Origin of the sequence: Klebsiella sp. 64 (genome assembly GCF_018223915.1) — a bacterium.
In the GTDB taxonomy this organism is placed as follows: domain Bacteria; phylum Pseudomonadota; class Gammaproteobacteria; order Enterobacterales; family Enterobacteriaceae; genus Klebsiella; species Klebsiella pneumoniae.
The window spans coordinates 1-15,692 of the sequence record NZ_JAGRQZ010000013.1; the positions used below are offsets into that span (position 1 = coordinate 1).

Consider the following 15,692-nt stretch of genomic DNA (forward strand, 5'->3'; position numbering starts at 1 on the left):
GAACTTGTTCGCACCTTCCCTAATTTTCTGAACATAACCACCTCAATTAAATTGTTTACGCGCACGAGCGGACCGTGCCGGTCTTTATTTATCGTGATAAGGGATGACGATAAAAATAAAGCGGCGTTATTCTAGAGATAATCGCCATCCCGGAGCCAGTTAAATATATTGATATTATTTGATTTAGGGCAAGGTGAGTGGATTCCTTTTGCCAGTTTAGCCTTTCCTTTATCCATGGAAGATTATCAATAGTGTAGATCATAACGCCTGAAATAAAACTATTTTGTTTGATGAATAATCAACAGCCGGTAATAGGCGATAAGTGAGTAATTTTATGAATATATTTAATCCGCTGAATATGAGCCACGGATGCGATTAAGCAGAGTGTCATCTTGCCTCCGCCCTCGCTATACTGTTGATTACTGAAGGAGAGTGGTGGTGTAGCGGAGGGGATATGCTTCTTGAGCGCGTAGAAATCGTCGGTTTTCGCGGTATCAATCGTTTGTCGTTGATGCTGGAGCAAAATAACGTCCTGATCGGGGAGAACGCGTGGGGGAAGTCCAGTCTGCTTGATGCGCTGACCCTGCTTTTGTCGCCGGAGTTCGATCTTTATCACTTTGTTCGCGATGATTTCTGGTTTCCCCCGGGCGACATCCAGGGGCGCGAACACCATTTGCATATTATCCTGACCTTCCGCGAAACGGAGCCAGGCCGCCATCGGGTCCGGCGTTTCCGTCCGCTTCAGCGCTGCTGGGTGCCTTGCGATGACGGGTATCACCGGGTGTTCTATCGCCTGGAGGGCGAGCTCGCCGAAGATGACAGCGTGATGACCCTGCGGAGCTTTATCGATGGTGAAGGCGAAGCGTTGGTGCTGGAGGAGATTGATGAGCTGGCCCGACACCTGGTGCGTTTGATGCCGGTGCTGCGCCTGCGCGATGCGCGCTTTATGCGCCGCATCCATAACGGGACGGTACCGCACTCGCCGCAGATAGAGATCACCGCCCGTCAGCTGGATTTTCTCTCCCGCGAACTGGTCAGCCATCCGCAAAATTTATCGGACGGTCAGATCCGTCAGGGGCTATCGGCCATGGTGCAACTGCTTGAGCATTACTTTGCCGAGCAAAGCAGCGCTCAGACGCGGCATCGCCTGATGCGGCGGCGCTCCCATGATGAACAGCGCAGTTGGCGTTATCTGGATATTATCAACCGGATGATCGACAAGCCCGGCGGGCGCAGCCATCGGGTGATCCTGCTGGGGCTGTTTGCCACCCTTCTGCAGGCGAAAGGGACGGTGCGCCTCGATCGCGACGCGCGACCGCTGCTGTTGATTGAAGATCCCGAGACCCGTCTGCATCCGATCATGCTTTCCGTTGCCTGGCACCTGCTGAATTTGTTGCCGCTGCAGCGTGTGACCACCACCAACTCCGGAGAGCTGCTGTCCCTGACGCCGGTAGAGCAGGTCTGCCGGCTGGTGCGTGAGTCGACGCGGGTATCGGCGTGGCGGTTGGGGCCGGGCGGAATGAATGCCGAAGAGAGCCGGCGCATTGCTTTTCACATCCGCTTCAATCGCGCCTCATCGCTCTTCGCCCGCTGCTGGTTGCTGGTGGAGGGAGAGACGGAAACCTGGGTTATCAACGAACTGGCCCGGCAGTGCGGTCATCATTTTGATGCTGAAGGGGTTAAGGTGATCGAATTCGCCCAGTCCGGCCTGAAGCCATTGATCAAGTTTGCCCGCCGGATGGGGATCCAGTGGCACGTGCTGGTGGACGGCGATGAGGCGGGGAAAAAATATGCCGCGACGGTACGAGGTCTGCTTAATAACGATCGCGAGCTGGAGCGCGACCATCTGACCAGTCTGCCGGCGCTGGATATGGAACACTTTATGTATCGTCAGGGATTTGATGACGTTTATCATCGGGTGGCGCAGATCCCGGATAATGTCCCGATGAATATGCGGCGGGTGATCACCAAAGCCATCCATCGCTCATCCAAGCCGGACCTGGCGATTGAGGTGGCGATGGAGGCCGGCCGCCGTGGCGTGGACGCTGTGCCGACGCTGCTGAAGAAAATGTTCTCACGGGTGCTGTGGCTAGCCCGCGGTCGTGCCGATTAATCTCACCGCCGTCGTCATTTACGGCGGCACAAAGCTCTCCGGCAGCTAAACAAAAACTCATTGACGCGAAAAATGGGTGTCCTGTTGCCAACGGGTTTCGATAGAATCACCGCCTGGAGCGGCAGGGAAACAGCAGGAATCGGAATATGAAAGTGAAGGGAAAACGCAGGACCGTCTGGTGGCTGTTGGCGATCGTTGTGCTGGGGCTGGCTATCTGGGGATGGCGGATCCTCAATGCGCCGCTGCCGAGCTACCAGACGCTGGTAGTTCGCAAAGGGGATCTCCAGCAGAGCGTGCTGGCCACCGGCAAACTGGATGCCCTGCGAAAAGTTGACGTCGGCGCCCAGGTCAGCGGACAGCTGAAAACGCTGCACGTCAATATTGGCGATAAGGTTAAAAAGGATCAGTTGCTGGGGGTTATCGATCCGGAGCAGGCGCAAAACCAGATTAAAGAGGTGGAAGCGACGCTCATGGAGCTGCGCGCCCAGCTCAATCAGGCGCGCGCGGAGAGCAAACTGGCGCAAGTGACTCTGGCCCGTCAGCAGCAGCTGGCGCAGCGCCAGCTGGTCTCGCGGCAGGACCTTGATACCGCGGCCACCGATTTGGCGGTGAAACAGGCGCAGATCGGCACTATTGAAGCGCAAATAAAGCGTAACCAGGCGACGCTCGATACGGCGAAGACCAACCTCGATTACACGCGGATCCTGGCGCCGATGGCCGGCGAAGTGACGCAAATTACCACCCTGCAGGGACAGACAGTGATCGCCGCCCAGCAGGCGCCTAACATTCTGACGCTGGCGGATCTCAGCACCATGCTGGTTAAAGCGCAGGTCTCTGAAGCGGATGTCATCCACCTCAGACCGGGGCAAAAAGCGTGGTTTACCGTGCTGGGCGACCCGCTTACCCGTTATGAAGGTAAACTGAAAGACATTCTGCCGACGCCGGAAAAAGTGAATGACGCCATCTTCTATTATGCCCGCTTCGAGGTACCGAACCCGCAGGGGATCCTGCGCCTCGATATGACTGCGCAGGTGCACATTCAGCTGGCTGAGGTGAAGAACGTGATTACTATCCCGCTGAGCGCCCTGGGCGACGCGGTAGGCGATAACCGCTACCACGTTCGACTGTTGCGCACCGGTGAGGTCAAAGAGCGTGAGGTTATCATTGGCGCCCGCAATGATACCGACGTCGCAGTGGTGCAAGGTCTGGAAGAGGGCGACGAAGTGATCGTCGGCGAGAGCGCGAGCGGGGCGGCAAAATGACGGCGCTGCTTGAGCTGCGAGATATACGTCGCAGCTATCCTTCCGGCGACGGCAGCGTTGAGGTCCTGAAGGGGATCACCCTCAGCATCCATGCGGGTGAGATGGTGGCGATCGTCGGGGCCTCCGGCTCGGGAAAATCGACGCTGATGAATATCCTTGGCTGCCTCGACAAACCCACCAGCGGCACCTATCGGGTGGCGGGAACCGATATCGCGCAGCTGGATGGCGATGCACTGGCCCGTCTGCGGCGGGAACACTTTGGCTTTATCTTTCAACGCTACCATTTGCTGTCCCATCTGACCGCCGCGCAGAATGTCGAAGTGCCGGCGGTGTATGCCGGCAGTGAACGGCGCGCGCGCCTGGCGCGCGCTCATGAGCTGCTGGTGCGGCTGGGGCTGGGCGAGCGCGCCGACTATCAACCGTCACAGTTGTCCGGCGGTCAGCAGCAGCGGGTCAGTATCGCCCGCGCCCTGATGAATGGCGGGGAGGTGATCCTCGCTGATGAACCGACCGGCGCGCTGGACAGCCATTCCGGCGAAGAGGTAATGGCGATCCTGCACCAGCTAAAAGCGCAGGGGCACACGGTCATCATTGTGACCCACGATCCGCAGGTCGCCGCTCAGGCGGAGCGGATCGTCGAGATCCGCGATGGCGAGATCGTCCGCAACCCGCCCGCCAGTCGCCAGGGCGGCGGACTGCGCGCCCGTCCGCAGGCGGAGCCTTCGGCGTGGCGTCAGTTTACCAGCGGCTTTCGCGAAGCGCTGGTGATGGCCTGGAGAGCGATGGCGGCGAATAAAATGCGTACCCTGCTGACCATGCTCGGGATTATTATCGGTATTGCCTCGGTGGTGTCGATCGTGGTGGTGGGGGATGCCGCCAAGCAGATGGTGCTGGCAGATATTCGCGCCATCGGCACCAATACCATTGATGTGTATCCTGGTAAGGATTTTGGCGACGACGACCCGCGCTATCAGCAGGCGCTGAAGTATGACGATTTGCTGGCGATCCAGAAGCAGCCGTGGGTGCGCTCCGCCACGCCGGCGGTTTCAAAAAGCCTGCGCCTGCGCGCCAACAATATTGACGTTGCCGCCAGCGCGGAGGGGGTCGGTCCACAGTATTTTAATGTCTACGGCATGACCTTTAGCGAAGGCAATACCTTCAATGAACTGCAGCTCAACAGTCGGGCACAGGTGGTAGTGCTCGACAGCAATACCCGTCGGCAGCTGTTTCCTAATAAAGCGAAAGTGGTGGGAGAGGTGATTCTGGTGGGCAATATGCCGGCCACGGTGATTGGCGTTGCGGATGAAAAGCAGTCGATGTTCGGCAGCAGCAAAATTCTCCGCGTCTGGTTGCCCTACACCACCATGGCGGGAAGAGTAATGGGCCAGTCGTGGCTGAACTCCATCACTGTGCGCGTTCATGAAGGCTACGACAGTGAAACCGCAGAGAAACAGCTGCTGCGTCTGCTGGAGCTGCGGCATGGTAAAAAAGATGTATTCACCTGGAATATGGACAGCGTCTTGAAAACCGCCGAAAGGACCACACATACCTTACAGCTGTTCCTGACATTGGTGGCGGTGATTGCCCTGGTGGTCGGCGGGATTGGCGTAATGAATATTATGCTGGTGTCGGTGACCGAACGAACCCGGGAGATCGGCATCCGCATGGCGGTTGGCGCCCGGGCCAGCGATGTGCTGCAGCAGTTTCTCATTGAAGCGGTGCTGGTTTGCCTGGTCGGTGGCGCGCTGGGCGTAGCATTGTCGCTGATGATCGCCTTTATTTTACAGCTGTTTCTCCCCGGCTGGGAGATTGGTTTTTCTCCGCTGGCGCTGCTGACGGCGTTTCTCTGTTCGACGCTGACCGGGGTGCTGTTTGGTTGGCTGCCTGCGCGCAACGCGGCGCGGCTCGATCCGGTGGATGCCCTGGCGCGAGAATAGGCGGGGCGAGAAATAAAAATGCCAGTCAGAAGGACTGGCATTTTATTAGCAGGATGTACACAATGAAGCAAAAGAGTTATGCAGCCGTTTCCGCTTCCACAGGGACGATCACGCTGGCGTGATTGCCTTTTGGCCCCTGGTGAACATCAAACCGAACGGCTTGTCCGGCTTTTAGCGTTCTGTAACCATCCATCTGGATGGTGGAGTAATGGGCGAAAATGTCTTCGCCGCCGCCCTCAGGGCAGATAAAACCGAACCCTTTGGCATTGTTGAACCACTTAACAGTACCCATTTCCATACTTCGACATCCTTCGTAAATCTTTATTAGTAAGATGGAATGAACCGGTGGTGGAGTGACGAGTTGTTCAATTGCTCGCCAACTCTCGCCACTACAATTTAGAGAAATACGAAAACGCGTCAAGCGATTGAGGAGGGGGAACGGCGAAAAATGCGTCAAAATTTGAAGCAGTTAACGCTATTGCCGGGGAATGTGACAGCCGTCGCGGATAGAAGCGATAGATGATAGTTATCTATGATCTATTGTAGATTTGTGATGAGCCTAACCTCTGGTCATCGACAGGCCTCCGCCTGTTGGCAACAGCAACCGATGATGAACACTGACGATGAGTAAGAGAGATTGGCTGGACTTCGAGCACCTGGTTGACGACGAAGTTCGTGATGCGATTAAACCGCCATCTATGTATAAAGTGATATTGGTCAATGATGACTACACTCCGATGGAGTTTGTTATTGACGTGTTACAAAAATTCTTTTCTTATGATGTTGAACGTGCAACGCAACTGATGCTCACGGTTCACTATGAAGGTAAGGCGATTTGTGGCGTGTTTACCGCGGAAGTGGCGGAGACCAAAGTCGCTATGGTGAATCAGTACGCGAGGGAGAACGAGCATCCATTGCTGTGTACGCTGGAAAAAGCCTGAATACAGGCATGAAAATTGGGGGAGGTGCCTATGCTCAATCAAGAACTGGAACTCAGTTTAAATATGGCTTTCGCCAGAGCGCGCGAGCACCGTCATGAGTTTATGACCGTCGAGCACTTGCTGCTGGCTCTGCTAAGCAACCCCTCGGCCCGTGAGGCCCTGGAAGCGTGTTCAGTGGACCTGGTGGCATTGCGTCAGGAACTTGAAGCCTTCATCGAACAAACCACACCCGTTCTGCCAGCCACGGAAGAAGAGCGCGACACCCAGCCGACGCTAAGCTTCCAGCGTGTGCTGCAGCGCGCCGTCTTCCACGTACAATCTTCTGGCCGCAGCGAAGTGACCGGCGCCAACGTGCTGGTGGCGATTTTCAGCGAGCAGGAGTCGCAGGCCGCCTACCTGCTGCGTAAACATGAAGTGAGCCGTCTTGATGTGGTGAACTTCATTTCTCATGGTACACGCAAAGACGAGCCGAGCCAGTCTTCCGATAACAGCGGAAGCCAGCCTGGCAATGAAGAGCAAGCCGGCGGGGAGGAACGTATGGAAAACTTCACCACCAACCTCAATCAGCTTGCTCGCGTCGGCGGCATTGATCCTCTGATCGGCCGTGAAAAAGAGCTGGAGCGCGCGATTCAGGTCCTGTGCCGTCGGCGGAAAAATAACCCGCTGCTGGTGGGGGAATCCGGCGTCGGTAAAACCGCGATCGCCGAAGGCCTTGCCTGGCGTATTGTACAGGGCGATGTGCCGGAAGTGATGGCCGACTGCACTATCTACTCGCTCGACATTGGCTCTTTGCTGGCAGGGACCAAATATCGTGGCGATTTTGAAAAACGCTTCAAAGCGTTGCTCAAACAGCTGGAGCAGGATACCAACAGCATCCTGTTTATTGATGAAATCCACACCATTATCGGTGCGGGGGCGGCGTCTGGCGGCCAGGTCGATGCGGCTAACCTGATCAAACCGCTGCTTTCCAGCGGCAAGATCCGGGTGATCGGCTCCACCACTTACCAGGAGTTCAGCAACATCTTTGAAAAAGATCGTGCGCTGGCCCGCCGTTTCCAGAAGATCGATATTACCGAACCGTCGGTGGAAGAGACGGTCCAGATTATCAACGGCCTGAAGCCGAAGTACGAAGCGCACCATGATGTGCGTTATACCGCCAAAGCGGTGCGTGCGGCGGTTGAACTGGCGGTGAAATACATTAACGATCGTCATCTGCCGGATAAGGCGATTGACGTCATTGACGAAGCGGGCGCGCGGGCGCGCTTAATGCCGGTCAGCAAGCGTAAGAAAACGGTTAACGTGGCGGATATCGAATCAGTGGTGGCGCGCATTGCGCGGATCCCTGAGAAGAGCGTCTCCCGCAGCGATCGCGACACGCTGAAAAACCTGGGCGACCGTTTGAAAATGCTGGTCTTTGGACAGGATAAAGCCATCGAGGCGCTGACCGAGGCTATTAAAATGGCGCGCGCCGGGCTGGGCCATGAGCACAAGCCGGTGGGATCGTTCCTGTTCGCCGGGCCGACCGGGGTCGGGAAAACCGAAGTGACCGTCCAGCTGGCGAAGGCGTTAGGGATTGAGCTGCTGCGCTTTGACATGTCCGAATATATGGAACGTCATACCGTCAGCCGTTTGATCGGGGCGCCTCCGGGCTACGTCGGCTTCGATCAGGGCGGGCTGCTGACCGATGCGGTGATTAAACATCCGCACGCGGTATTGCTGCTTGATGAGATCGAAAAAGCGCATCCGGACGTGTTCAACCTGCTGCTGCAGGTGATGGATAACGGGACGCTGACCGATAATAACGGCCGTAAAGCGGACTTCCGCAACGTGGTGCTGGTGATGACCACCAACGCCGGGGTGCGCGAAACCGAGCGTAAATCCATTGGCCTTATTCAGCAGGACAACAGTCCGGATGCGATGGATGAGATCAAAAAGATCTTTACGCCGGAGTTCCGTAACCGCCTCGACAACATCATCTGGTTCGATCATTTGTCTACCACGGTGATCCATCAGGTTGTCGACAAGTTTATCGTCGAGCTGCAGGTCCAGCTGGACCAGAAAGGCGTCTCCCTGGAAGTGAGTCAGGAAGCGCGCGACTGGCTGGCGACGAAAGGCTACGATCGGGCGATGGGGGCACGTCCAATGGGACGCGTCATTCAGGACAACCTGAAAAAACCGCTGGCGAACGAACTGCTGTTTGGCTCGCTGGTCGACGGTGGTCAGGTCACTGTCTCTCTGGACAGCGACAAAAATACGCTGACTTACGACTTCCAGAGCGCGCCGAAGCACAAACCGGAAGCGGCCCACTAAGGCGATATCTTCAATGTAAAAAAACCGGCCAGGGCCGGTTTTTTTTTGCTGACGGCAGAAATGAAAAGACCGGGAATTATCCCGGCCTTCAGCATCTGACGCCTTAGGGGCGAAAACAATCAGCGACTACGGAAGACAATGCGGCCTTTGCTCAGGTCGTACGGGGTCAGCTCAACAGTCACTTTGTCGCCCGTCAGAATGCGGATGTAGTTTTTACGCATTTTACCGGAGATATGCGCGGTTACCACGTGACCGTTTTCCAGTTCTACGCGGAACATAGTGTTAGGCAACGTTTCAAGTACGGTGCCCTGCATTTCAATATTGTCTTCTTTGGCCATCTAGTCCTCTGGGGTATCACTACCGTAGTTTTGAACCGGCAAGATAATGCCGAAGTTCATCATGTAAGTAAAGTTTTACGTATCTACCCTGAATCATTCACCTTGCCGCAAGGCGCATAGTCAGCACAGCGGCTACGGAAATATGACGGGTATGAATCGCCGAAGTAGTTTTGGCGCATTGCCCGGGACACACACGGCCATGCCGCGTGACAGGCGCAAACGTAAAGGGGAGTGACAGAACGATGGGCGTTATCTGACTCTTATTATTCCCAAACGGCGGCGGGGCAACAGGCAGAAGCTACTCTACCGCGCAATTATACCATCCTGACGCAAAATGTGCTGAAAACATTTTATTATCCGCCAGGAAATAGCACCCGCGGCACCCAAAATCGCTCGGGCAGTCGGTAGCCGCGTAATACCGACAGATAGTCCAGATAATCGCGGCGGGGAATATCCACTGCGCCTAATGACGCGGTATGGTTGTTCAGTACCTGGCAGTCAATTAATTTACCGCCGCTGTGCGCAAAGTCCTGGCAAAATACCAGCAGCGCGGTTTTGGAGGCATTTTCTGCCCGGCTAAACATCGATTCGCCGCAAAACAGCGCTCCCTGCGCTACGCCGTACATTCCTCCCACCAGGGTATTCTCCTGCCAGACTTCAATGGAGTGGGCATGACCCAGCTCATGCAGCTGGTGATAGGCGCGAACGATACTGCTGGTTATCCAGGTGCCTTCGTCACGATCGCTGGCGCAACCCTCAATCACTTCGCCAAAGGCGTGGTTGAGCGTGACCCGGTAGGGCGAACGCTGATGAAAGCGCTTCATGCTGCGGCTGAGATGGAATTGCTCTGGCCAAAGTACCGCCCGGGGGTCGGGCGACCACCAGAGGATCGGGTCGCCAGGGGAAAACCAGGGAAAAATACCACGCTGATAGGCCATCAGCAGCCGCGCGGGGCTCAGATCGCCGCCGAGCGCCAGCAGGCCATTAGGTTCTCGCAAGGCGCCTTCCGGAGAGGGGAAGGCGATAGAGTGCCGGGAGAGCTGAACCAGACGCATTTTAACCTCAATACGCATCAGCAAAAATTAGATAATAGAATAGCCTACAGACGCTGTTTAAACTGGAAGTACCGGCCCTGTTTAGCGAGCAGCTCCGCGTGACTACCTTGCTCAATTATCTGGCCGTTGTCCATGACTATTATCTGATTAAAACCCGCCAGGCCCCGCAGGCGATGGGTCACCATCAGCACGGTTTTGTCGCGCATGACATCCGCCAACAGATGCAGGATCTGGCTTTCGGTGGCCGCATCCAGACCTTCTGTCGGTTCATCAAGCAGCATCAGCGGCGCATCGTGGAGCAGCGCGCGGGCAATGGCCAGTCGGCGCAGTTCGCCGCCGGAGAGCTGACGCCCGCCTTCGCCCAGCCAGCCGTTAAGACCACCATCTTGCAGCAGTTTTTCGAGGCCCACCTTCTCAAGGGTAGCGCTGAGATGAGCGTCATCCGCTTCAGGCGCCGCCAGCAGCAGGTTGTCGCGCAGGGTGGCGCTGAACAGGTGCACGCGCTGCGGCACTACGCTCATTGCCTGCCGCAGAGTGGCTTCGCTGAGGCCGGAGAGCGGCTGATTGTTGAGCAGAATCTCTCCCTGTGACGGGTCCCAGGCGCGGGTAAGCAACTGCAACAGCGTCGATTTTCCGCAGCCGGTCCGGCCAAGAATGGCGATGTGCTCTCCGGCGGCAATCTGCAGGGAAATATTCTCCAGGGCAGGGGAGGGCTGCTGAGGATAGCGGAAGGTGACCTCCTGAAGCGTTAGGGCCACCTGCGCTGGCGAACTGGCTTCATCTTCGACAAAGGTGACCTCCGGCTGCTGGTCGGTAATCTGCGAGATCCGCCGCGCGGAGGCGATCACCTGGCCTAAATGCTGGAAAGCGCCAGTAACCGGCGCCAGGGCTTCAAAAGCCGCCAGCGCGCAGAATACGAATAGCGCGATCAGCGCCCCGGGCTGACTATTGCCGCCGACGCCGTCTGAGGCCAGCCAGAGCATGGCCACCACGGCGATGCCACCGATTAACAGCATTACCGCCTGCGAAAGCGCGGTCAGCTCGGCCTGGCGCCGCTGTGCATCCTGCCAGCTCAGCTCGGTCTTTTCCATTTGTGCGCGGTAGCGGTCGCTGGCGTTAAATACCATCAGCTCCGCCTGGCCCTGCAGCCAGGCGGTGAGCTGTTGGCGATACTGGCCGCGCAGCTGCGTCATACTTTCGCCGGCTGGCTTACCTGCGCGATAGAACAGCGGCGGCATAACCAGCAGGGTCGCCAGCATGATACCGCCGAGCGTCAGCGCGAGGGGGACGTCGAGCAGACTTAATCCGCAGGTGACGACCACAATCACCACCAGCGCGCCGACCAGCGGCGAAATGACCCGCAGGTAGAGATGATCCAGGGTGTCAACGTCGGCCACCACCCGGTTGAGCAGCTCACCCTGGCGAAAGCGCGCCAGCCCCGCCGGAGAGAGGGGGAGCAGTTTGCTGAAGGTGAAAACGCGCAGGTGCTGCAGCACGCGAAAGGTAGCGTCGTGGCTGACCAGGCGCTCAAAGTAGCGCCCGGCGGTACGGATAATTGCCGCGCCGCGAACGCCCGCGGCAGGCAGCATATAGTTAAAACTGTAGATCCCGGCGACGCCCACCACCGCTGAAGCGGAGAGGAACCAGCCGGAGAGCGTCAGCAGGCCGATGCTGGCCAGCAGGGTCACAATGGCCAGCACGACGCCAAGCAGCAGCATCCATTTATGGCGTTTATAGAGCGCCAGATAGGGTAAAAGTGCGCGCATTTAAATCTCCTCCTGACGATGGGCCAGCAGCGCCGAGAAGACCCCACCAGCACGGGCCAGCGTGGCGTAGTCGCCTTGTTCGATAATCTGTCCGTCCTGCATCACCCAGACGTCGTCCCAGTCGGCCAGCCCCTCAAGCTGATGGGTGACCAGCAGCGTGGTTTGCTCACTGGAGGCGTGGGTCAGGGCCTGCATGACTCGCTGTTCGCTATGGGCGTCAAGGCTGGCGGCAGGTTCATCCAGCAGCAGCAGGCGGCACGGCACCAACAGCGCGCGGGCGACCGCGATACGCTGCGCCTGGCCTACCGACAGACGCCCCGCCTGATCGCCTACGGCGGTATGGATCCCCTGCGGCAGCAGGGCGATAAACTCGCTGACCCAGGCCTTGTCCAGCGCCAGCCTAAGCTGTGCTTCGCTAGCTTCGGGCCACGCCAGCAGCACGTTTTCCCGCAGCGTGGCGGCAGGTAACTGCGGATTCTGTCCTACCCAGCTCAGCAGGCGGCGCCAGCGCTCAGCGTCCAGCTCGCGCAGCTCTACGCCGTTGACCATCAGCGACCCCTCATAGGGCAGAAAGCCGAGCAGTGTATTCAGCAAAGAGCTTTTCCCGGATCCGCTCTGGCCGACCAGCACCACGCGAGCGCCAGCGGGCAGCGCAAAATTAAGCGGCCCCGCCAGAACTTTACCTTCCGGAGATTTGATCACCAGGTCGCGCGCTTCCACGCTAATCAGATCGTTATCATTTAACGTTTTCTCGCCACGCTCTACCTGGGTCAGCGGCGTTTCCATAAACGTTTTCAGGCTGTCTGCGGCGCCCACGGCCTGAGCTTTGGCATGGTAGAAGGTACCCAGGTCACGTAACGGCTGGAAAAATTCCGGGGCGAGGATCAGCGTCAGGAATCCCGCCATCAGCGTGACGCCCGCGCCATAGTGGCCGAAGTTCAGCTCGCCAAGGTAAGAAAAGCCAAAATACACCGCTACCAGCGCAATGGAGAGGGAGGTGAAAAACTCCAGAACCCCGGAGGAGAGGAAGGCCAGACGCAGGACTTCCATGGTGCGTTGGCGAAAATCCTGCGAGGCGTCGCGAATATTATCGGTTTCTGCCTGACCGCGATGAAAAATACGCAGGGTTTCCATGCCGCGCAGGCGGTCGAGGAAGTGGCCGCTGAGGCGGGCCAGCGCCTGGAAGTTACGCCGGTTGGCGTCGGCGGCGCCCATCCCGACCAGCGCCATGAAAAGCGGGATCAGCGGGGCGGTGCCGAGAAGGATTAGCGCGGCGGCCCAGTTAATCGGAAAAATAGTAATAACGATCAGCAGCGGTACGCAGGCCGCCAGCGTCATCTGGGGCAGGTAGCGGGCATAATAGTCGTGCATGTCGTCGATTTGCTCAAGAATAAGCGTTGCCCAGCTGCCGGCCGGTTTGCCCTGGATCCACGCCGGGCCTGCCTGCTGGAGGCGGTCAAGAACCTGGCGGCGAATTTCATAGCGAATATGCTGCCCGGCCTGAAAGCCGACCCGCTCACGCAGCCAGACCACCCAGGCGCGTAGTACAAAGATCAGCACCAGCAGCGTGAGCGGCAGCAGCAGGGCGGTCGCTGGAATATTCTCCATTACCATCCGGTGCAGGATCCGCGCCAGGAACCAGGCCTGCGCCACGATCAGCAGACCGCTCGCCACGCCAAGCAGGCGGGAAATCATCAACCAGCGACGGGAGATAATGCTTTGCTGTTTTAACCAGCGGGTTAACTCTTGTTGACGGGTTTTATTCATTGCGCGCTTTGCAGGTGTCGTTATCGGAGTATTGGGCACGGCAATGTTACATCGCAGCAAAAATAAAGGCGACTTTTCGTCGCCTTCTTTACCTTTGTTACTGAATTGTAAAGATTATTTGCAAGCGTCAGCCAAACCGTCGAGGTAACGCTCCGCATCCAGCGCCGCCATGCAGCCGGTGCCCGCAGAAGTGATGGCCTGACGATAGATATGGTCCATGACATCGCCGGCGGCGAACACGCCCGGGATGCTGGTCTGGGTCGCATTGCCGTGGATACCGGACTGCACTTTGATGTAGCCGTTCTCCAGCTCCAGCTGGCCCTCAAAGATGGCGGTGTTCGGGCTGTGGCCGATGGCGACAAATAAACCAGCCACTTCCAGGGACTCGACATTGTCGCTGTTTTTGGTATCGCGCAGGCGCAGGCCGCTGACGCCCATCTGGTCGCCGGTCACCTCTTCGAGGGTACGATCGGTATGCAGCACGATGTTGCCGCTTGCCACTTTATCCATCAGGCGTTTAATGAGGATTTTTTCCGCACGGAAGGAATCGCGACGGTGGATCAGGTGTACCTCAGAGGCGATATTCGACAGATACAGAGCCTCTTCCACTGCGGTGTTGCCGCCGCCGATCACCGCCACTTTCTGGTTGCGATAGAAGAATCCGTCGCAGGTAGCGCACGCGGAAACGCCGCGGCCTTTGAAGGCTTCTTCGGAAGGCAGGCCCAGGTAACGGGCGGAAGCGCCGGTGGCGATGATCAGCGCGTCACAGGTGTACTCGCCGCTGTCGCCTGTCAGACGGAACGGGCGGTTTTGCAAATCGACGCGGCTGATATGGTCGAAAATGATCTCGGTCTCAAATTTTGCGGCATGCTCGTGCATGCGCTCCATCAGCAGCGGACCGGTGAGATCGTTCGGATCGCCTGGCCAGTTTTCCACTTCCGTCGTGGTGGTCAGCTGACCGCCTTTTTCCATCCCGGTGATCAGCACCGGCTGCAGGTTGGCGCGTGCGGCATAGACCGCCGCGGTGTATCCCGCAGGTCCAGAACCAAGGATAAGCAGTTTACTGTGTTTGGCTGTGCCCATGAGATCCCCATAATAATTGGCATACATTGGGCTGGGATTGTAGGGAATTTGTTGTCGTAAAAAAAGAGCACAGCGATTTTGTTAACGATGTGTGCAATAGAAGCTGCCAATGAATTGGTGATTTTCCCGGCAAGGAATATAACTATTTCTACTGTCGGCGGGACAATTATAAGACGAAAAAATGAGAATCAACCAGGGCGGATGATGAATATCTGGCATCTTGTACTAAAAATCGATGTTTTGCTTTGACAATCACCTGTGCTTTTGCGAAAACATTCAAGGAAGAAGAAAAGCAGTATTTAGCGTGCGGCGAATTTTCATGCACGCAAATGCCATTTTTATCCGGGTTAACGAAATCTACGCATGGTGTGGACAGACGCCATGCGTGATGTCGGTGACTGCCGTCAGGCAACGGGCTTCTCACGTACCCCTGGGTTACCCAATGTCGTACGGGTGATAACAGGATGGGCTCTGGCAGTGAAGGCTCAGAGCCGGAACAGGAGTAGGGAAGGAATACAGAGAGACAATAATAATGGTAGATAGCAAGAAGCGCCCTGGCAAAGATCTCGACCGCATTGATCGTAACATCCTGAATGAATTGCAAAAAGATGGGCGAATTTCTAACGTCGAGCTTTCTAAACGGGTGGGACTTTCTCCGACGCCTTGCCTTGAGCGTGTGCGTCGTCTTGAAAGACAGGGTTTTATTCAGGGCTATACGGCGCTGCTCAACCCGCATTATCTGGATGCATCACTTCTGGTATTTGTTGAGATTACTCTGAATCGTGGCGCACCGGATGTGTTTGAGCAATTTAACGCCGCAGTGCAAAAACTTGAAGAAATTCAAGAGTGTCATCTGGTTTCCGGTGATTTCGACTATCTGTTGAAAACCCGTGTACCGGATATGTCAGCGTATCGTAAATTACTGGGCGAGACCTTGCTGCGCCTGCCGGGCGTTAACGACACCCGTACCTACGTGGTAATGGAAGAAGTCAAGCAAAGTAATCGTCTGGTTATTAAGACGCGCTAACACGGAACAGGTGCAAACTCGACGTAGTTTGATTACACTCCTGTTAATCCATACAGCAACAGTGCCGGGGAGACCCGGCGCTGTTGTCCGTTT

General features: G+C 56.9%; 12 protein-coding genes. 6 read left to right on the plus strand and 6 right to left on the minus strand.

Going from position 1 to position 15,692, the window contains the following annotated elements:
* The first annotated feature begins 454 nt into the window (after window positions 1–454).
* The 3 genes from KHQ23_RS10120 (at window position 455) to macB (ending at window position 5,312) form a co-directional block, all read left to right on the plus strand.
* Complete coding sequence (locus tag KHQ23_RS10120; protein ID WP_004176693.1) at window positions 455–2,113, plus strand: ATP-dependent endonuclease; 1,659 nt, start codon at window positions 455–457, stop codon at window positions 2,111–2,113.
* Window positions 2,114–2,259: 146 nt separating this feature from the next.
* Window positions 2,260–3,375, plus strand: coding sequence for a macrolide transporter subunit MacA (macA, locus tag KHQ23_RS10125; protein ID WP_004191152.1), 1,116 nt, complete (start codon window positions 2,260–2,262; stop codon window positions 3,373–3,375).
* Window positions 3,372–5,312, plus strand: a complete 1,941-nt coding sequence (macB, locus tag KHQ23_RS10130; protein WP_004150848.1) for a macrolide ABC transporter ATP-binding protein/permease MacB — start codon at window positions 3,372–3,374, stop codon at window positions 5,310–5,312. The genes macA and macB overlap by 4 nt, the downstream gene beginning before the upstream one ends.
* A 76-nt stretch (window positions 5,313–5,388) precedes the next feature.
* Here macB and cspD read toward each other — a convergent pair whose 3' ends face one another.
* A complete protein-coding gene (gene cspD, locus KHQ23_RS10135) occupies window positions 5,389–5,610 on the minus strand; it encodes a cold shock-like protein CspD (protein WP_002896516.1) in 222 nt (73 codons plus the stop codon).
* Between the two features lie 325 nt (window positions 5,611–5,935).
* On the opposite strand from cspD, the gene clpS reads away from it, so the two are divergent.
* Both clpS and clpA read left to right on the plus strand, forming a co-directional pair.
* Entirely contained in the window at window positions 5,936–6,253 is a 318-nt protein-coding gene (gene clpS / locus KHQ23_RS10140; protein WP_002896520.1) for an ATP-dependent Clp protease adapter ClpS, read from the plus strand.
* Between the two features lie 30 nt (window positions 6,254–6,283).
* On the plus strand, window positions 6,284–8,563 hold the full coding sequence (gene clpA / locus KHQ23_RS10145) for an ATP-dependent Clp protease ATP-binding subunit ClpA (RefSeq protein WP_002896522.1): 2,280 nt from the start codon (window positions 6,284–6,286) through the stop codon (window positions 8,561–8,563).
* Between the two features lie 119 nt (window positions 8,564–8,682).
* Here the strand turns inward: clpA and infA are convergent, their stop codons facing one another.
* The 5 genes from infA to trxB form a co-directional block, all read right to left on the minus strand.
* The gene (gene infA / locus KHQ23_RS10150) at window positions 8,683–8,901 is read right to left on the minus strand and encodes a translation initiation factor IF-1 (protein ID WP_001040187.1); all 219 of its coding nucleotides are present in this window, start codon (window positions 8,899–8,901) and stop codon (window positions 8,683–8,685) included.
* Window positions 8,902–9,254: 353 nt separating this feature from the next.
* Window positions 9,255–9,956, minus strand: a complete 702-nt coding sequence (gene aat / locus KHQ23_RS10155) for a leucyl/phenylalanyl-tRNA--protein transferase (RefSeq protein WP_002898014.1) — start codon at window positions 9,954–9,956, stop codon at window positions 9,255–9,257.
* A gap of 44 nt (window positions 9,957–10,000) precedes the next feature.
* Entirely contained in the window at window positions 10,001–11,722 is a 1,722-nt protein-coding gene (cydC, locus tag KHQ23_RS10160) for a cysteine/glutathione ABC transporter ATP-binding protein/permease CydC (protein ID WP_032434221.1), read from the minus strand.
* The gene (gene cydD / locus KHQ23_RS10165; protein ID WP_002898017.1) at window positions 11,723–13,489 is read right to left on the minus strand and encodes a cysteine/glutathione ABC transporter permease/ATP-binding protein CydD; all 1,767 of its coding nucleotides are present in this window, start codon (window positions 13,487–13,489) and stop codon (window positions 11,723–11,725) included.
* Between the two features lie 114 nt (window positions 13,490–13,603).
* A complete protein-coding gene (trxB, locus tag KHQ23_RS10170; protein ID WP_002898019.1) occupies window positions 13,604–14,572 on the minus strand; it encodes a thioredoxin-disulfide reductase in 969 nt (322 codons plus the stop codon).
* Window positions 14,573–15,104: 532 nt separating this feature from the next.
* Between trxB and lrp the strand changes: the two genes are divergently transcribed.
* Window positions 15,105–15,599 (plus strand): leucine-responsive transcriptional regulator Lrp, encoded by a 495-nt coding sequence (gene lrp, locus KHQ23_RS10175; protein WP_000228469.1) that lies wholly within the window; start codon window positions 15,105–15,107, stop codon window positions 15,597–15,599.
* The last annotated feature ends 93 nt before the right edge of the window (window positions 15,600–15,692 follow it).